Source organism: Psychrilyobacter piezotolerans, assembly GCF_003391055.1.
Classification (GTDB): Bacteria; Fusobacteriota; Fusobacteriia; order Fusobacteriales; family Fusobacteriaceae; genus Psychrilyobacter; species Psychrilyobacter piezotolerans.
The window spans coordinates 176,690-196,087 of sequence record NZ_QUAJ01000001.1; the positions used below are offsets into that span (position 1 = coordinate 176,690).

General features: G+C 36.9%; 17 protein-coding genes. 3 read left to right on the plus strand and 14 right to left on the minus strand.

Annotated elements, in window-relative coordinates; all coding sequences use genetic code 11:
• The first annotated feature begins 209 nt into the window (after positions 1–209).
• From trxA to thrS, 3 genes are all read left to right on the plus strand, one after another.
• Entirely contained in the window at positions 210–518 is a 309-nt protein-coding gene (trxA, locus tag DYH56_RS00800; protein ID WP_114640945.1) for a thioredoxin, read from the plus strand.
• Between the two features lie 111 nt (positions 519–629).
• Positions 630–4,289 (plus strand): porin family protein, encoded by a 3,660-nt coding sequence (locus DYH56_RS00805; RefSeq protein WP_114640946.1) that lies wholly within the window; start codon positions 630–632, stop codon positions 4,287–4,289.
• A 268-nt stretch (positions 4,290–4,557) separates the two neighbouring features.
• On the plus strand, positions 4,558–6,471 hold the full coding sequence (gene thrS / locus DYH56_RS00810; protein WP_158539000.1) for a threonine--tRNA ligase: 1,914 nt from the start codon (positions 4,558–4,560) through the stop codon (positions 6,469–6,471).
• 110 nt (positions 6,472–6,581) lie between these two features.
• On the opposite strand, the gene disA is transcribed toward thrS, so the two are convergent.
• The 14 genes from disA to DYH56_RS00880 all read right to left on the minus strand — a co-directional run bounded on the left by disA (position 6,582) and on the right by DYH56_RS00880 (position 19,116).
• Positions 6,582–7,643 carry a DNA integrity scanning diadenylate cyclase DisA gene (disA, locus tag DYH56_RS00815; protein WP_202922740.1) on the minus strand — a complete coding sequence of 354 codons (1,062 nt, stop codon included), beginning with the start codon at positions 7,641–7,643 and terminating at the stop codon, positions 6,582–6,584.
• A gap of 2 nt (positions 7,644–7,645) precedes the next feature.
• A complete protein-coding gene (gene radA / locus DYH56_RS00820; RefSeq protein WP_114640947.1) occupies positions 7,646–9,004 on the minus strand; it encodes a DNA repair protein RadA in 1,359 nt (452 codons plus the stop codon).
• A 12-nt stretch (positions 9,005–9,016) separates the two neighbouring features.
• Complete coding sequence (gene coaD, locus DYH56_RS00825) at positions 9,017–9,520, minus strand: pantetheine-phosphate adenylyltransferase (RefSeq protein ID WP_114640948.1); 504 nt, start codon at positions 9,518–9,520, stop codon at positions 9,017–9,019.
• Position 9,521: 1 nt separating this feature from the next.
• Positions 9,522–10,997, minus strand: coding sequence for an Rne/Rng family ribonuclease (locus DYH56_RS00830; RefSeq protein ID WP_114640949.1), 1,476 nt, complete (start codon positions 10,995–10,997; stop codon positions 9,522–9,524).
• Positions 10,994–12,025, minus strand: coding sequence for an elongator complex protein 3 (locus tag DYH56_RS00835; protein WP_114640950.1), 1,032 nt, complete (start codon positions 12,023–12,025; stop codon positions 10,994–10,996). The genes DYH56_RS00830 and DYH56_RS00835 overlap by 4 nt, the downstream gene beginning before the upstream one ends.
• Positions 12,012–12,719: a ribonuclease III gene (rnc, locus tag DYH56_RS00840; RefSeq protein ID WP_114640951.1), complete on the minus strand. Its 708-nt coding sequence runs from the start codon at positions 12,717–12,719 to the stop codon at positions 12,012–12,014. The genes DYH56_RS00835 and rnc overlap by 14 nt, the downstream gene beginning before the upstream one ends.
• A 128-nt stretch (positions 12,720–12,847) precedes the next feature.
• On the minus strand, positions 12,848–14,089 hold the full coding sequence (gene fabF / locus DYH56_RS00845; RefSeq protein WP_114640952.1) for a beta-ketoacyl-ACP synthase II: 1,242 nt from the start codon (positions 14,087–14,089) through the stop codon (positions 12,848–12,850).
• 148 nt (positions 14,090–14,237) lie between these two features.
• Positions 14,238–14,462 carry an acyl carrier protein gene (locus DYH56_RS00850; RefSeq protein ID WP_114640953.1) on the minus strand — a complete coding sequence of 75 codons (225 nt, stop codon included), beginning with the start codon at positions 14,460–14,462 and terminating at the stop codon, positions 14,238–14,240.
• Between the two features lie 78 nt (positions 14,463–14,540).
• Entirely contained in the window at positions 14,541–15,293 is a 753-nt protein-coding gene (fabG, locus tag DYH56_RS00855; RefSeq protein WP_114640954.1) for a 3-oxoacyl-[acyl-carrier-protein] reductase, read from the minus strand.
• A gap of 10 nt (positions 15,294–15,303) precedes the next feature.
• Positions 15,304–16,197 carry an ACP S-malonyltransferase gene (gene fabD / locus DYH56_RS00860; RefSeq protein WP_114640955.1) on the minus strand — a complete coding sequence of 298 codons (894 nt, stop codon included), beginning with the start codon at positions 16,195–16,197 and terminating at the stop codon, positions 15,304–15,306.
• Between the two features lie 69 nt (positions 16,198–16,266).
• A complete protein-coding gene (locus tag DYH56_RS00865; RefSeq protein ID WP_114640956.1) occupies positions 16,267–17,262 on the minus strand; it encodes a beta-ketoacyl-ACP synthase III in 996 nt (331 codons plus the stop codon).
• Positions 17,249–18,265, minus strand: a complete 1,017-nt coding sequence (gene plsX / locus DYH56_RS00870) for a phosphate acyltransferase PlsX (protein WP_114640957.1) — start codon at positions 18,263–18,265, stop codon at positions 17,249–17,251. The genes DYH56_RS00865 and plsX overlap by 14 nt, the downstream gene beginning before the upstream one ends.
• Before the next feature lie 135 nt (positions 18,266–18,400).
• Positions 18,401–18,583, minus strand: a complete 183-nt coding sequence (rpmF, locus tag DYH56_RS00875; RefSeq protein ID WP_114640958.1) for a 50S ribosomal protein L32 — start codon at positions 18,581–18,583, stop codon at positions 18,401–18,403.
• 41 nt (positions 18,584–18,624) lie between these two features.
• Entirely contained in the window at positions 18,625–19,116 is a 492-nt protein-coding gene (locus DYH56_RS00880) for a YceD family protein (RefSeq protein WP_114640959.1), read from the minus strand.
• Positions 19,117–19,398 lie beyond the last annotated feature (282 nt).

The window sequence follows — 19,398 nt, forward strand, 5'->3', positions numbered from 1 at the left end:
AAGAAAACTCATTTATTTCAGCCTTATTTTTAGAAATACGATATTTTTTTAAAAATATATTTAGGTCATGGGGATTCTATACACAATGGTATAAAAAATAACCGATAATAATAAAAACATTAGAGATGTTGAATGTTTGACACAGTATATTTAATATGCTAGTATTACTTAAAGATGTTTGTAATCAACATAATTTAGGAGGGGTTTTAATGAGTAAAGTTATATATACCGATGAAGCTGGTTTCGATACTGTTATCCAAGATGGGATTGTTTTAGTTGATTTTTATGCTGACTGGTGTGGTCCTTGTAAGATGTTAGCTCCAATTTTAGATGAATTATCTGAAGAAGTTACTGCCAAGATCGTCAAAGTAAATGTAGATGATAATCCTGGATTATCTCAAAAATATGGTGTTAGAAGTATCCCTACTATGATAGCTTTTAAAAATGGAGAAGCTGTGGATCAAATAATAGGACTGGTTCAAAAAGGAGATTTAACTAAAAAATTAAATTCATATTAAGAGTAAGGGTCTTCGGACCCTTTTTTTTTGGTTGAAATCATAGAAATTTATGTTATACTTTATCTACTATAATGGAAAAAAATTGCTTAAAACTAGGGGAGACATGATGATATGAAAAATTTGAATTCAAAGTCCCTTGCTATCCTCCTATTTTGTGTTGTTCAAACATCCTTTGGTGCAAACGACATAAATAAAGCGGCTTCAGCAGGGCTTTTTTCGACTGTAAGTGATATAAGTAAAGTTAGCACCTCCAGTGATGGTACTGCTATCTCCAGCGAAAGTTTAGTTATCGACACAAAAAACGATACCCTGACAGCTGATGGCGGGGTAAAGTTTCAATACCAGGGCTTAAAACTCCAAGCCTTCGGATTTAAAAGGGATAGGGAATCAAACATAGTTACTGCTACTGGGGATGTCAGGATCCAAATGGGAGACTACCCTAACCAGGCCAGGATCGATTCCAATAAAACCCTTCTTTCATTGGACAGCAGTACCTTAAAATACTATGACAGTATATCCTATATGGAAGTAGGTACAGTAACTGGTGCCCAAGCTCCCAATGACAGAATATACTTTGGCGGGGAAGTAGGAGAATATAATGAAGAAGCTTTTACCCTGAAAAATGCCTGGTTTACTACCGACTTTAGTATCTTAGAGACTGGGGATTATAAGAAGGGAGGGTATTACCTCGGGGCTAAAAAATTAAAAATTATACCGGATAATAAGGCTGAATTCCAGGATATCGACCTATTTATAAACGATTATAAGGTAGGCTGGTTCCCATGGTATGCAGTCAATATCAGACAGGGTTCCAAGGTACCGCTTTTCCCTGTTTGGGGAGACAGTACCGATTATGGATTTCATATATCCAGCGGTATAAACTATGGAGATAATGACAGTAAGTACTTTAAAGGTGGTATAGCTCCTAAATTTGCCGACAAGCTGGGACTCTTAGTTGGAAGGTTTGAAAACTGGTATGACCTGGGAAATTATGGACAGGGCTTAGTTACTGCCGATGATCTGTTGGTAGTAAAAAAAGATAGTTCTGTCGACGATAGATGGGACCTGGCTGCCAATCATGAATATAAAGATGATAGTGGTTACCTGAAGTTAGGACTGCAGAGTACAACAGTAAATAAGATAAGTGCTTTAGAAGATCATAGAGATGATCTTGAAAGAAGTGGATTCTATGACCCTACCAGCCCCAACTATGGGGGGGAGGAAAGAAATGACGGTGAAACCATTAATTTCATCACCTTGGATTCTGAGTTTGAAGATATAGGGGAAAGAAATGATATCACCCTTTATTCTAAGGTTAAGATGTTAGCTGGAGGAGAGGATGCCTACAGACAATTAGTAGATGACCGAATGGACGATGCCTCTTTTGGTTCCCAGTTAGATAATAAATTATACACCGATCTCGGGTTCACCAAAGATAACGAAGATTATATGATATCTGCCTACTACGACTATCTAAAGGATCTAGACCCCGGTTCTACATCTAAGGCAGACGATGACCAGTCCAGGCGTGAAAATTTCGGATTTGCGTTCAACCTAAAGGAAACTAAGATAGACTTTGCCTACGATCATGAAAGGGGAGATAAACTGAGAAAACTCAGATCTTGGGAACGTAGTCCCGATTTAGAGGATATCACAAGACTTCAAGGGGGAAGTATAAACTATGTTCCCTGGTCTGTATATGAATACGATAAAGATGACAGCGATAAGATCAGACTACACCTTGGAGAATATGATCTGGGCAGCAGCGGAGCAACCTATAAGGTTAAGTTTGACAGTCTTCAATCTGAAAAGGAATTAAACCTGGATAATGATCCATTTAGGGAAACTGCACAGTCAAACAATCCCGACTTTAACAAAAGGGATCAGCAGTATAACAAGGAAGAGAATATTATCTACAATAAAAACAGGGATGATAAGGTTGCAACTGAATTTTTCTATGATCAATATAGATTGGAACTTACCTTGGGGCACTCCAAACAAGAGGTCTGGGACAGGGAAGGTATATATAATTACAATGAATTAGAGGAAAATGATGCCTATAATATCTATATCAACGAATCTGATTTTGTCCAAATTGAACTGGAAGATAAAAGACTTCACCTAGGTTACTTAGGTGAAATGGGGTTAAGATATAATCTGAGATACGATGATTATACAGATGGGTACGACTCCTATTCCGGTGATAACAGCGGCGGAGACTCCTCTTTAAGGCACCAGGTGGACTTCAATCATAAACTTACCCTATTGGATAACACCAACAACCATTTTAGAAACCTGGACTTTAAATTAAACAATGAATTTAATTATTTTGGCCAACTTTACTCCTATGACAATGGAAGCCGTAATGGTGATTCCACATATAATGGACAGGTCAGGTTAAAGAACAAGGACAGCATCCATGAATTCAAAGACAAGGTTACATTGGATCTCGGTAACACTACAACTGTCTACAGTACCGGATATAAACAGAGTAATGACGGCTTTGACAGAGATGTGAAAAGAGGGGATCTCTTTACCAACAACATCGATTTTTTAGTCAACGATGAGAAAAAATTGAACCTGTACTATGATCTGGATAAGAGGTTTACCCGTGGGGAGCTTACCCCTGCCGGCTATGCCTTTGACGATGAATATAATGACCTTACCAGCAATAAATTCGGTGGTAGTTATTATATAAATGAAAGTTACAGGTTCTATTACAGCCATGAAAAAATTGATTACACCCTCATGGAATCTCAAAATATTCCTACTACCGATCCAAACTATAACTATGGTGCCCATGAAAAAATATCGGAAAGTACCTATGGATTGGAGATAAAAGATGAGCTGGATCTCTATAACCTTACATATACCCATGCTTCCGATGACAGAGAAGATAACAATATGGATACTTTAAATATTAAAAATGATGTTATCGGTGCCAGTTATTTAAATGGCGGAGAAGTAGAACACTTCTATCGTGCTACCTACGGGATATATAAATATGGGCCGTCTCAAAATTTAAAGGATTATTCTGCAGATCAGGTTTCATTTAAATATGAATACAGGGACAAAAGATTTACCGATGAAGAATTAAGGAGTTATGCCGCAGCTGAGTATAATAAAGGCAAGTTAGAGATCACACCGGCCGAGATAAGCCGGGTGAAACAGATCTTAAATGAGAGAAATGACAATCAGCTGGACTTTAGTTTAAACTCTATTATGTTAGAAGAGATGAATCGTCCTGAGTATAAAAAATACTTCACCCTTTCCCTCATGGCGAAAGTACATAGGGAAGCCTATGACCAGAGTAATGATTTTTTTGGAAGTTTAAAGGAATTCGAAGGAGATGTTTATGGGTCATATAAAAGGTTTGGCCTGGGATATAAATATCGCGAAGAAGCCAATTTTAATAGCAGTTATGACAGGGATATCACCAAGCAGGAGCACGAATTCAGGCTCCGAGCCGGGATAGGAAAACCCAGTCAGGGGTGGAACATAAAATTATCCTATAAAACCGAAATTGACAACGATGATGAATACGGTATCTATCTTGGAAAGGAGACGGGATACTATGAATGGTCTGTTGGGTATACCAAAGATTACGACAGAACTACCAAATCATATGACGATCGTTTAGCTCTTCAATTTACTCTGCTTACATTCCCAGAAAATCCTCTCTTGGGTATCGGATACAAGGATAAAGATGGAAGTATGACTCCTAAACTATGGCTTGGCAGCGGAGTAGAGGTAGATGAACTAAACAATTAATAGACTTTTTGACATTTTGAACTAAATATGTTAGAATTTTCAGATAATAATATTTCAGCAGGAGCTTAGACTATGAGATTACTTACCACCACAACGGATACTTTTTTTTAGGATTTGTAAATATACAGATCTTATTTCCCTTGTAAAATTATAAGTTTTGTATCTGTCTGGAATGAAAAAATATTTAACCCATCTAGATGATACTCTAGGTGGGTTCTTTTTTGTAAAAAAAATTATATTATATAAAAAACTGAGGAGTGATGTAAAGATGATTAAGATAACTTTACCAAGCGGGGATATCAAAGAATTTGACAGCCCGGTAAATATGTTTCAAATTGCCAAAAGTATAAGTAATTCACTGGCTAAAAATGCTGTAGCAGCTAAGGTCGACGGAAAATTAGTGGATATGGCTACAATGCTTAGCGAAGATGCTGCTGTGGAACTTATCATGCCTAACAGTGAAGAGGGAATAGAGATCATCAGACATTCCACTGCACATCTTATGGCTCAAGCTGTAATCAGACTTTTCCCTGAAACTAAAGTAGCCATAGGACCGTCTATCGAATATGGATTCTACTATGATTTTGATCCTAAAGAGCAGTTTACAGAGGATGATCTGGCTAAGATCGAAGCTGAAATGAAAAAAATAGTCAAGGAAGATATCATTATAACTAAAGAAGATATCTCCAAAGAAGATGCTATAGCAAGATTTAAAGAAGCAGGAGAGGACTATAAGGTAGAGATTATTACTGATATTGCACAAGGAGCTCTTACTCTTTATTCCCAGGGTGAATTCACAGACCTATGTCTTGGACCTCACGTACCTTCTACTAGATATTTAAAATCATTTAAACTTATGTCGGTAGCCGGTGCTTACTGGAGAGGAGATTCTTCTAACAAGATGTTACAAAGAATTTACGGTATAGCCTTTGACTCAGATAAAGCATTAAAACTTCACCTGAAATTCTTAGAGGAAGCTGAAAAAAGAGATCATAGAAAATTAGGTAAGGAATTAGATCTATTCTTCATGAGTGAATATGGTCCAGGATTCCCATTTTGGTTACCAAAGGGAATGGAATTGAGAAACGCACTGGAAAACCTTTGGAAGTCAGAACATAGAAAGGCCGGATACCAGGAAGTTAGAACTCCTATCATGCTTAACAAGGAATTATGGGAAACTTCTGGTCACTGGTTTAACTATAAGGAAAACATGTACCTTTCTGAAATAGATAAACATGAATTTGCTATAAAACCTATGAACTGTCCTGGAAGTGTTTTAGTATACAAACACGACTTACACTCTTATAAGGATTTCCCTATTAGAATGGGTGAATTAGGTATCGTACACAGACATGAATTCTCTGGTGCATTACACGGATTATTCAGAGTTAGAAACTTTACACAGGATGATGCTCATATCTTTATGACTCCGGATCAAATCGAAGAGGAGATCATAGGAGTTATCAACTTAATCGATAAATTCTACAACAAGTTATTTGGATTTGAATACCATATCGAACTATCTACTAAACCTGAAAAGGCTATTGGATCGGATGAGATATGGGATAAAGCTGAATCAGCACTAGAAGGAGCTATGAAAAAAATTGGATTAGATTATAAATTAAATCCAGGAGACGGAGCATTTTATGGTCCTAAGTTAGACTTCAAAATCAAAGATTGTTTAGGTAGAGAATGGCAGTGTGGAACTATCCAGCTTGACTTCAACCTTCCTGAAAGATTTGATATGAACTATATTGGAGAAGACGGAGAAAAGCATAGACCAGTTATGGTTCATAGGGTAGTTTATGGTTCAGTTGAAAGATTTATCGGAATCTTAATTGAGCATTTTGCAGGTGCATTCCCGCTATGGCTGGCTCCTACACAAATAAAATTACTGACTCTAAACGATGAAGTAGTTCCATACGCTAAGGAAGTTATGGCTGAATTAGCCAAAGTTGGAATCAGATGTGAATTAGATGACAGAGCAGAAAAAATAGGATATAAGATCAGAGAGGCCAACGGTCAATACAAAATCCCTGTACAGCTTATCCTAGGAAAAGCTGAGGCTGAAGCTTCGGAAGTTAATGTAAGAAGATTTGGTTCAAAAGACCAGGAAACTATGAAATTAAATGATTTCATTTCTATGATCGCAGAGGAAGCAAAGGTAAAATTTGATAAGTAAAAACTAAAAAAGGAAGATGCACAGGCATCTTCCTTTTTGCTTACCCTATATCATCTAGCTTTGTTTAGCCCTACGAGGGAGAAACCTAAAAGGAAGAGGGTCAGAGGGTTCTATTTTTCCCACTCCGCTGTCATCTTCAATCTTTTTATCCCTTTTTTTATGGATCTGGCTTTAAACATACTGATCCCTCTTATCTCCATCAATTCCTCTTCTGTCAGTTCCAATATTTTGGATAAAGTTTCGTATTTACTGATTATTTTTTCAGTGTCTTTTCTCGTAATCCTCGTGACCTTATTTAAGATCCTATATCCCCTTGTGTCTAACTCCATATCAAAGGTAGCTGCTGATCTGCCGTACCCCAAAGCACCCGCTATATTTTCCGACTCCAAGAGTTCCAAATCTCCTAATTCCAACAGCCTTTCCTTTACTTCAGCTGCACCAAATTCCTCTTCCAACCCTAGATTTATATAGTCTCTTATGAAATTTTCCTCTTCCTTCAGAACCCCTTTAAATAGTTCCTCCAACTGGATCTCTAAAAATTTCCCTTCCGATCCTAATTCTATTATTGAATGTTCCACTTCTACCCTTATCCTTACCAGCATCTCAAACCTTTGGAGAACTGTCACAACCTCTGAAAGGGTCACCATTCCGTCAAATTCTAAAAGGGTAATATTTTGTAAGGCTCTGTCCAATACATGTTTATACCTTTCAAAGGTTTTCATTGCCTGGCTGGCTTCAATCATTATATCAGCCAGGTTTTTCACCTTATATCTAAAATCTCCCTTATAGAGGGTGATCCGGTTCCTTCTTTCTGAGATAGCTATAACTAAATTATCCGTCTGTTTAGCTACCCTTTGAGCTGACCTGTGTCTGGTTCCGCTTTCATTTGTTTTAAATGATTTATCTGGCTGCAGATGTACATTGGCATATTTAATTTTTGTAGCGTTCCCATCTAAGATGATAGCACCATCCATTTTGGACAGCTCATGGAGTCTTTGAGGAGTAAACCTGCAGTTTATTTCAAATCCACCATCTATAAGGTCTTCTAAAGTATCATTGGCATCCAAAACTACCAGAGCACCAGTCCCGGCATCTAAGATGTTATCCAAACCTTCTCTAAATACCGTTCCAGGGGTTACCTGGGAAAATATTTTCTTTAAATTATACTCCATAATCACCTCATCCTCTCTGCAAGTTCTGCTAAATTTTTTAGGTATATCATCTTTAAATTATAACTATTATTTTCAATCTCTTTCTTATTGGAATGAGGGAGATAAACACCTGAAAACCCCAACTTTTCCAATTCTTTCAGCCTTTTATCCACGAAGGATACTTTTCTTATCTCTCCCCGCAGACCAAGTTCTCCAAGTGCTGCTATCTTTTGACTGATCTCTATCCCCTTGGTTATAGAGATCATTGCCATTACTACTCCTAAATCTGCCGCCCCGTCATAGATCTTTATTCCTCCTGGGATATTTACGAAAACATCCTTAGAGGACAGGTTTAATCCTATCTTTTTTTCCATAACGGCATTGAGTATCTGCACCCTGTTTCTGTCAAACCCCTGTACTACCCTCTTTGGAATTCCAAAGGGGGATTCATTCACCAAAGTCTGAACCTCCAATAAAAATATCTTGGTCCCTTCCAATACAGGAACCACTATACTTCCGACATTTTTTTCATCCCGTTCACTGAGAAAAAATTCCGAAGGATTTTTTACCTCTACCATTCCTTTTTCTTCCATATTAAATATTCCAAGCTCGTTGGTAGATCCAAATCTATTTTTTAAACTTCGTAAGATCCTATAGAAGAGTCCCTCTTCTCCCTCAAACTGCAGCACCGAATCCACCATATGTTCCAATAATTTCGGCCCTGCCACCTTCCCGTCTTTGGTAATATGTCCTACTAAAAAGAAAGATATATCGTGGGTTTTAGCCAATTCCACTATCTTTAGGGTACATTCCCTTATCTGAGTGGTAGTTCCCGGGATGGAATCAAAATTTGAACTGTATAAAGTTTGGATGGAGTCCACCACAACTACCTTGGGTTTCTTCCTGATAACATAATCATAGATAGATTCCATCTCTGTCTCCGACATGATAGATATATTATTTCCAGATAAACCCAACCTGTCTCCCCTGTATTTTACCTGAGCCGGTGATTCCTCCCCGGATATATAAAGTACCTCTCCATACTGGGAATATTGATCTACAGCCTGCAGGAGCAGGGTAGATTTCCCTATCCCGGGATTTCCTGTCAAAAGGACTACTGCTCCCTTTACAAGACCTCCTCCCAGCACTCTGTCAAACTCATTAAATTTCGTGGTATATCTATAGTTTTTTTCTACTTCTACATCTTTAAAATTAACTACCCTGGTGTTGCTGATTTTTTTTTTAACACTGCTTTTAGAAGAAGCACTGCTGACCTCTTCCTCCAATGTTCCCCAGCTGTCACATTCCGGGCATTTCCCCAGCCATTTAGAAGATTCATAGCCACAGTCTGAGCAGATATATACAGTTTTTAATTTAGCCATGAATTCACTCCTTTAACCCTTATTTTTTATCTCTTTTGCCCTTTTTCTTACATCCTCTACTATCTCCGGTGAAATAAATTCATCTATCTTTCCACCATGGAGTGCCACTTCCCTTACCAGGCTGGCACTGAGATAGAGACTTTCCCTTGATCCAGGTAAAAATATTGTTTCTACCTGATTATCTGAAAGGGATTTATTTGTAAGAGCCAGCTGCAGCTCATATTCATAGTCAGAAACAGCCCGTAAACCTCTCACTACAATATTAGCCTTATTTTGTAAAACAAAATCTACCAACAATCCATCAAAAGTCTTTACTTCTATATTATCTAATTCCGATAAACATTTTTCAACCAATGCTTTTCTTTCCTCTAAATTAAACCAATATTTTTTGTTGTGGCTGTTTAAAACACCCACTATTAATTTATTTGAAAATTTACTGGCACGTTTTATAATATCTAAATGCCCCTTAGTTATAGGATCAAAACTTCCTGCACATACTGCTACTATTTTTTTCATCTTACATCTCCATTACTATTTCATAGTCATTATTGTTTTTTTCTTCATTTTTCTTATTTTTTTTCAGGACAAATTCCTTGTTACGTAATTTTAAATATCCTGTTATAAACTCTATATAAGCCTCACAAATAAAGTCGTACAACTCCGCACTCGTAGCAAGCCTTATTCTCCTAATATCATCATCTTCCCCTATTTCTCTTATTTCTCTCATTATATCCAGGATAATACTCTCTTTAGATTTCACTGTTCCTGTCCCATCACAGCACGGACAAGGTTTTTGATAGTATTTAGCCAGGGGGCTTCCCTGTCTTTTTCTCGTCATCTCAACCAGCCCAAGATCTGTAAAATGAATGATATTATTTTTTATCCTGTCTTTTTTTAAGCACTGCCCCAATACTTCCACTACTTTCAGCTTGTCTTTTTCCACCTTCATATCGATAAAATCTATGATGATAATCCCACTGAGGTTTCTAAGTCTCAGCTGTCTTGCTATCTCTATGGCTGCTTCTACATTAGTTTCCACTACCGTCTCTTCCAGGTTCGTCATCCCTGTATTCCTGCCTGTATTCACATCTATACTTATGAGAGCTTCTGTCTTTTGGATGATCAGATATCCCCCGCAGTCTAACCAGACCCTTTCATTTAGAGCCGCCTCCAATCCCTTGGTTACATTGTAGTGATCGAAAATATGGAGGGAACTCTCAAATAATTTCACCTTGGTTTTAAATGTATTGTCGGAAAATGCCCTTACATAGTCCACTATCTCCCAATACCTTTTCTCATCATCTATTATCAACTCATCTATTTGATTGGAAAAAACATCCCTTACAGTTCTTGTAACCATATCGTTATCCTGGTATAGAATCTCTCCTGCACGGCTTTTTTTAAAACTGTTCTCTATATTTTTCCATTTTTTTACCAAATATTCAATCTCCCTTTCAAAATGAAGATTAGTTTTATCCTTAGCTGCAGTCCTTATAATAACCCCCATCTCATCAGGTTTTATCTTGTGGATTGCGGTTTCCAGCCTCTCTCTCTCTTCAGGCTCCTTTATCTTTTGCGAGATAGCAATATGGCTGTCGTTTGGCATCAGAACCAAATATTTTCCAGGTATAGTATAGTGGGTAGTCACACGAGCTCCCTTATCACCCCGGGGTTCCTTTACTATTTGGACTATTATTTCATCTCCTACACTGAGGATCTCCTCTATGGGTCTATTGCTGTTTTTTACACCACTCAGATATTTTTCCTCAAATTCACGCAGATCCCGGACATGCAAAAAAGCATTTTTTTCTGTGCCAATATCCAAAAATGCTGATTCCATTCCAGGTAATACATTGGCTACCCTAGCCTTATATATATTACCATTTATTCTATTTTGTTCGTTCCTCTGTATAAAAAATTCTGTGAGTTTATCTTCCTCTAAAAGAGCTGCTCTCTCCTCGAAATCACTTATACTTATTATTATCTGATTCATAATATACCACTCTCTAAAATTTTATTTAAGATTTCTTTCCTAGTATATTCTATCCTATTTACCACTACTTTTTCCAGTGATAAACTATTATCTCCCTTTATAGTCATCTTTTTTCCAAAAAATAACTTGTTTTTTTTATTCATCCCTACTATTTTAGAGATGTTTTTCTCATGGGTAACTATATCCAAAGTTTCTAAATTTAGTGATCTTAAAAATCTACCATAGATTTCTGTCTCAATAGTTTCCTTAAAAGCCGGATGAAAAGGTCCTGCTTTTATTACCCCCTCTTCACAAAGATCGTCGGAGGGCTGCAGTCCTACCCTGATTATATTTATATCATTCAGTTCAAACAAAACCATGATCGGCAACACCCTCATAACAGCTTCTTCCAACTCCATGGGGCTGTATTCCTTATCATAATACATCTTTTCTAATTTCGTATTATTTATAACCAATGTAGGATATATCCTTACCATATCCGGTTTTATCTCCACTACCCTTTCTGCTGTTTTGTAATCTGTCTTGTTGGTAGACCCAGGGAGTCCGGGCATTACCTGTATTCCTAATTTAAAACCATAACTCTTTATTAAAGTAGATGCCGCTTCTACTATATTAGATTTATAACCTCTTTCAGACCGGGACAAGACCTCATCATCCAGAGACTGTACTCCCAACTCTATAGTTGTTACACCGTATTTCAGGAGAAGGTCCAATATCTTTTCATTGATGTAGTCAGGTCTTGTAGACAGTCTGATCCCATCTACAAGACCTGCATCGATATACGGTTTAACTGTAGCTAAATATCCTTCCTGTATCCTCTTGTCAATCCCTGTAAAGGTTCCACCAAAAAAAGCTACTTCTTTAACCGAATTCTTTGGTAGAATCTCTAAATGTTCTTCTATTATTTCTTTAATATCGGAACATGTGACGTCGGTTTCCCTACCATTTATCTTCACCTGATTACAAAATACACAGGTGTGGGGACAACCAAAGTGACTTATGAATATTGGAATGTTATAATGTTTCAATATATTTTATTCCCAAACTGTCACAGGCATGTTTTGCGGCTTTCTGCTCTGCTGTTTTTTTGTTTTTTCCCTCTCCTGATCCTACTAATTCACTATTTATAAATACACCTATCTTAAAAAATTTAGCATGATCCGGTCCATCTTCACCTATAAGCTCATAGGTAGGTACTTCCTTATATTTTCTTTGGCTGTACTCCTGCAGGGCCGTTTTAAAATCTATCAATTCATCATTTTCATAGATGTGCTCTATCTCATAAACCAGATGGGATAAACCGTATTTTCTAGCAGTTTCTAAGTCCGAATCCAGGTAGATAGCTCCTAATACCGATTCAAATACATCTCCTAAGATTGAAGATCTATCCCTTCCCCCGGTGACTTCCTCTCCCTTACTCAAAAAAAGATATTCACCTAATTTTAATTTTCTTGATATTTTCGCTAATACCGGTTCACTTACTACCATTGATTTTAATTTAGCCAGATCACCCTCTGAGGATTCTTTAAAATTTTTATATAAATATTCAGTAACGACAAGATCTAGAACTGCGTCTCCTAACAGTTCTAGTCTTTCGTTGCTTATTTTTTTATATTCCTTATTTTCATTTCCATAAGATCTATGAAGTAAGGCATGTTTTAAAAGTTTTTTATCCTTAAAAGTGTGACCCAGAATTTTTTCTAATTCCAAGTATTTTTTCATTTCTCCACCCTTATAATTGACTCTTCCTCCCTATGGTTTCTCGATTCACGAGTATTAAAATCAATTCTAGTTAGAATGAATTTTAAATGTGATAAAGGAAACCAAAGCTCAGGGAAAGAGTTAGTTTTTTAGTTCTCGTATTTTTTCATAGCTATTACTGCGTTATGCCCACCAAATCCTAATGATGTAGACATTCCTACTCTTATTTCCTTCTTTCTCGCTTCATTTGGAACGTAATCTAAATCACATTCTTCATCTGGATTTTCATAGTTGATAGTCGGTGGCATTATCCCTTCACTTATTCCTAGGGCTAATATTACACCTTCAATTCCACCTGCTGCTCCAAGTGCATGACCTGTAGCTCCCTTAGTAGATGATACCGCTAAATCTTTAGCATGATCTCCAAAAACAGTCTTTATAGCTGCTGTTTCCAGCCTGTCATTAGCTGGTGTAGAAGTTCCATGTGCATTGATATAGTCAACTGTAGTTTTATCTATATTTCCCTGCTTTATAGCCATCTCCATAGCTCTTGCTGCTCCCTCTCCACCTGGTCCTGGGGAAGTGATATGGTGAGCGTCACAAGTTTCTCCATATCCTACGATCTCTGCATATATCTTTGCTCCACGTGCTTTAGCCTGTTCCAATTCTTCCAAGATCACTATTCCTGATCCCTCTCCCATTACAAATCCATCTCTATCCACGTTAAATGGTCTAGATGCTTTAGTCGGCTCATCATTTCTAGTAGATAATGCTTTCATATTAGCAAAACCTGTGATCGCAAATTCTGTGATACAAGCTTCAGTTCCACCTGCTATCATAGTATCAGTTTTCCCATATTTGATCATCTCAAAAGCATCTCCAATTGAGTGAGTTCCTGCAGCACATGCTGTTACTATAGTTTTATTTGGTCCCTTAGCACCAGTGTATATTCCTACATTTCCAGAAGCCATATTAGCTATCATTGCAGGTATTGTAAATGGAGATACTCTTCTAGCACCTTTATCTAATAAAGTCTTATGTTGAGTTTCAAAAATTTCCATCCCACCAATTCCAGAACTAACTATAGTTCCTACAGAAGTTGCATTTTCTTCAGTTATCTCAAACTTTGCATCTTCCAAGGCCATCTTAGCTGCTGCTATGGCAAATTGTGTGTTTCTAGCTAATTTTTTTACTTCTTTTTTTTCAATTCCAAAATCTGTAGGATCGAAATCAGTTACTTCTCCAGCTATCTTTACCGATGTATTTTCAGTATCAAAACTCTCTATTCTCTTTATTCCGCACTCTCCAGCTTTTATTTTAGCCCAAGATTTTTCTACCCCTGTTCCTAGTGCAGTTATCATTCCTACCCCAGTAATTACGACTCTTCTCATCTTTTCACCTCATAATATTTAAGTTTTTTAAATAACCATCTCTAAATTGTAGCTTCCTACCAATTGTTGATTTTCTATTATCATATCTAATCTACAGACAGTTTTTTAAATAAAATGATAGGGGATATAACTCCCCTATCTATAATCTTTATTTAGCTGCTTCTACGAAGTTAAGTACATCTTGAACAGTTTTGATTTTTTCAGCATCTGCATCAGGAATTTCGATATCGAACTCTTCTTCGAATGCCATGATTAATTCTACTGTATCTAATGAATCTGCTCCTAAATCGTCGATGAAGTTCGCCTCTAAAGTTACTTGATCCGCGTCTACACCTAATTGATCTACTATTACTTCTTTAATTTTATCTAACATAATTTTTTCCTCCTTGAATTTAATTTACACTTTATAATAATAACAAATTTTGTACATTTTTTCAACCTTAAAAAGGTTTTAAGGCATTATCATACCACCATTAACACTTAAAGTCTGCCCTGTTATATATGTAGACAGATCCGAAGCTAAAAATAACACTGCATTAGCTATATCTTCCGGTTCTCCCATCTTACCTAGTGGTATTGAATTTAACATAGCTTCCTTTGCAGCAAAACTTATAACATTCGTCATATCAGATTTTATATATCCTGGTGCTATAGCATTTACCCTTACATTTCTTTTAGCTGATTCACGAGCCAGTGATTTAGTCATCCCTATAAGTCCGGCTTTAGAGGTAGCATAGTTTACCTGCCCCATATTTCCTGTAAGCCCTACTACAGAGGTCATATTTATAATCGATCCAGACCTTTGCTTAGTCATAGTTCTATAAAACCCCTGAGTCACATAAAATATTCCTTTTAGGTTTACATCCATAACCGAGTCCCAATCTTCTTCTTTCATCTTCATAAACAGCCCATCTCTTGTGATACCGGCATTATTTACCAGGATATCTACTCTGCCAAATTTTTCTATAGTTTTGTTTACCAGATTTGTTACATCTTCTTTAGAAGTAACATTGGTTTGCACCGCCAAGGCTTCCACGCCGTATTTAGCAGATATTTCGCCAGCTATCTCTTCTATTTTTTCAATAGCAGAACTTCCGATTATTACTACATCAGCTCCACTTTCAGCTAATTTTTCCACAACAGATCTTCCGATCCCCCTTGTAGATCCAGTAACTACCGCTACCTTACCCTTTAAATTAATCATAATAGTCTCCTTATATCGATTCGACATTTACCACTTCTAAAGTTTTATCTATCTTTCTAACTAAACCTTTTAATACTTTTCCAGGTCCAATCTCATAGAATTTAGTTACTCCATTATCCCTTAATTTTTCGATTGTTTCAACCCATCTTACAGGACCAAAAGTCTGGTGGTATAACTCTTCTTTTATTTTTGCAGCATCCTTTAAAAACTCTACTCCTGTATTAGACAAGATCTCGATATTTCCTTCCATAAAGTTGAATTTATCAAAATCAGCTTTTAATCTGTCTCCTGCCGGTTTCATCAATGATGAATGAAATGGCCCGGATACAGCCAGTACCATAGCTCTTTTAGCTCCTGCTTCCTTTAACTTCTCACATGCTGCAGCAATGGCATCTTTTGATCCCGCTATTACAGTCTGCTTAGGTTCGTTATAGTTTACAGCTTCTACTATTCCATCTATACTTTCACAGATCTCCTCGATCTTAGCTGATTCCAGCCCGATAATAGCTGCCATAGTTCCGTCTACCTCACCTGAAACTACGTTCATAATCTCCCCTCTAAGGGCAGTTAATCTCACTGTATCACAAGTTGATAATACGTTAGCAGTTCCTAATGCTGAGTACTCTCCCAGTGAATGTCCAGCCGCATAGTCTGCTTCGATTCCGCTGTCCTTTAATAACTTAGTCAATACCAACGACATAGTTACTATAGCAGGCTGTGTATATTTTGTTTGTTTTAACTTCTCCTCAGGTCCGTTAAACATAGTTTCTTTTAAGTCTAAATCTAAGCTATCAAAAATTTCATCAAAATATTTTTTAGCCATCTCATTTGTTTCATATAATTCCTTACCCATTCCAACATATTGTGTTCCTTGTCCTGGATATATAAACGCTATTTTCGACATTGTTCCTCCCTTAATCATAACACCTGTAATTTATATCACATAACACCTGTTATGTCAAATTTTGTGTGACTAATATGCCCACTTCATAACACATGATGCATAGGTCAATCCGGCTCCGAAACCTACCAACGCTATATTATCACCTTTTTTAATCATTCCTTTTTCCAACGCTTCTCCCAAGGCTAACCCAACGGAAGCTGCTGATGTATTTCCATATCTATCCAAGTTTAGCACAAATTTTTCTGCCGGGAATCCCAACTTTTTTGCTGCTGAACTTATGATTCTCATATTAGCTTGGTGAGGTACGATTAGTTCTAATTCATCTATACCTATACCTGTATTTTCCAATACTTTTTCCACTGCTCCAGGCATGGCTTTTACTGCAAATTTAAAAACTTCCTGTCCCTTCATCTTAAGGTAGTGAGATCTATTATCTATAGTTTCATGGGTTGCAGGAGTTCTAGATCCACCTGCCGGGATGATCAATACATCATCCAAATCTCCGTCAGCACCCAGATGAGAACCTATAAGGCCGTAACCCTCTTCAACCTCTCCCAGTACTGCCGCTGCCGCTCCATCACCAAATAGTACACAGGTATTCCTGTCTTCCCAATCCAAAATTCTAGAGAATACTTCCGCACCTATCACCAATACTTTTTTATACATACCAGTTGCTATAAAGTTCCCTCCGGCTTCCAGTCCGTATACAAATCCACTGCAGGCCGCACCCAGGTCAAATGCTGCTGCATGATGTGCTCCCAATCTTTTTTGCAGCATAGCCGATACAGAGGGAGTAAAATAATCCGGTGTCAGCGTAGCCACAACTATGAGGTCTATCTCCTCCGCCTTGGTATTAGATGATTCCAAGGCCTTCACTGCTGCATTGTAAGCAAGGTCAGAGGTAGCTTCATTCTCTGCCGCTATCCTTCTTTCCTTTATCCCTGTCATCTTTTGTATCCATGCATCTGAAGTATCCACTATTTTTTCTAAATCAGAATTTGTCATTATTTTTTCAGGGACATAGGTTCCTATTCCCAATATCCCAAAATTTTTAAGAGTTTTCATTTTCTCCTCCGATTACCTTTTTTAAACTTTCAACAAAGTTATTTTCTGCAAATTTATTTCCGACTAAGATAGCATTTTTTATAGCTTTTGAATCTGAGTTACCATGAGCCTTTATAGATATTCCATTGAGTCCCATAAATAGCGCTCCGCCATATTCCGATGAATCGGACTGCCTCTTCATCTCTTTGAATACAGAGCTCATAAGTAATGCTCCTATTTTTGCCAGGAGGCTTTTATTTACCCCGTCCTTTATGATGTTTTTCATAAAATGAACTGTTCCCTCTGCTGTTTTCAGCACTATATTCCCTGTAAATCCGTCTGTTACCACTACATCTACAGATCCATTGGTCATCTCACGGGTTTCTATATTCCCACGAAAGTCTATGTATTTATTTTCTTTTAACAGATAAAATGCAGCTTTAGTAAGTTCATTCCCCTTACCATCTTCCTCTCCTATATTAAGTAAACCTACTCTAGGACTTTCTATATTCAACAATACCTTGGCATACTCATTTGCCATGGTAGCAAACTGATCCAGATATTCCGGCTTACAATCAGCATTTGCCCCTGCATCCAGGAGCACTATATGTTTATTATCATTTGCCGGGAACACTGTTGTTATAGCAGGCCTGAGCACTCCTTTAATCCTTTTTAACTTCAACTGGCTGGCTGTCATAAGGGCCCCTGTATTTCCGGCCGATATACAAGCTGTAGCTTCTTTATTTTTTACCATCTCTAAAGCCACATTCATAGATGCATCTTTTTTAGCTCTTACAGCTGCTGTAGGAGATGACTTCTCATCCATTTCTATCACTTCTGTGGCATTTTTTATCTCTATTCTATCCACATCATAACTATATTTTAACAGTTCTTCTTTTATAAGTTCTTCCTTCCCCACAAGGATCACACGGATATTTTTATTTTCACCGATAGCTTCGATAGCTCCCTTTACTGTTTCTAACGGAGCATAATCACCACCCATAGCGTCTAATGCTATTCTCAATATTCTCACCCCTTTTCCTATCTACTCACTCTATCCTACCATATTTCTTCGTTTTTTTTCCCTTGTTTTTTTGTTTTATAATTTATTTTTATATAAAAAAAAGGTAAGAATACTCTCACCTTTTTTTCTTAAAGATTACTCAGCGTCGCTAGTTAAAACTTGCTTCCCTTTATAACTTCCACATTCTAAACATACTCTGTGAGGTCTCTTTGGAGCTCCACAGTTAGAACACGTAGCTAAGTTAGTTCCTTTTAAAGCGTGGTGCGATCTTCTCATGTTTTTCTTAGCTTTTGATGTTTTCTTCTTAGGTACTGCCATTATATTCCCCTCCTAACTTTTATTTTAATTATAATAAATTATTAATTCTTTAAATCCAGCAGCTTTTGCCATCTGGAGTCTATACCGCTGTTACGATATTTTTCTAATTCTTCTAAACCATCACATTCCGGTTCACAGGCTGGAAATTGAGGCATATCCAAAATAATATAATCTCTTACCAGAGAACTTATATCCACCTCTCCATCAACTAACTCTTCTACCATGTCATCTGATACTTGCGCTTCCTTACCTAGAGATTCGATATATTCGTCATAATCTTTACTCTCTTTATAGTCTCCAAAAAACTCTCCAGAAACCTTGACTTCTATCTCCTCTAAACACCTGACACAACTAGTCTTTGCTAAAGCTGTATATTCACCTCTAATGATGACCTCACCTTCAACTAGTTCTAATAAGTAATCTACATGAACTTCCGGAACTATTGCTCCTTCTACCAGAATATCTTCTAATATCTCTGTAAATTCAAATTTAGTTTCCCTTTTCATTTTTAACTGATCAATATTTTTTTTCAAGTCAATTCACCTCTATAATGTTACCTATGCATTATATTAAACTTTCCAACCTTTGTCAAGTAAATTTTCTTAACAAAGGTTTTTATCTTCATTTTTATTTCATTCTAATAGTTCTTTACGCCAACCTTTTCGGCTTAAATTTAGTTTACGAGTAATAATTTACAACTAAATTTATTTTAACAAGGTAATTTATTCCATTATAAATGTCCAATCCACCTCCTATTATATAACGTATGTTATTTTATTTCAATCAAAAAGTTTACATTATAGATCGATTAACGA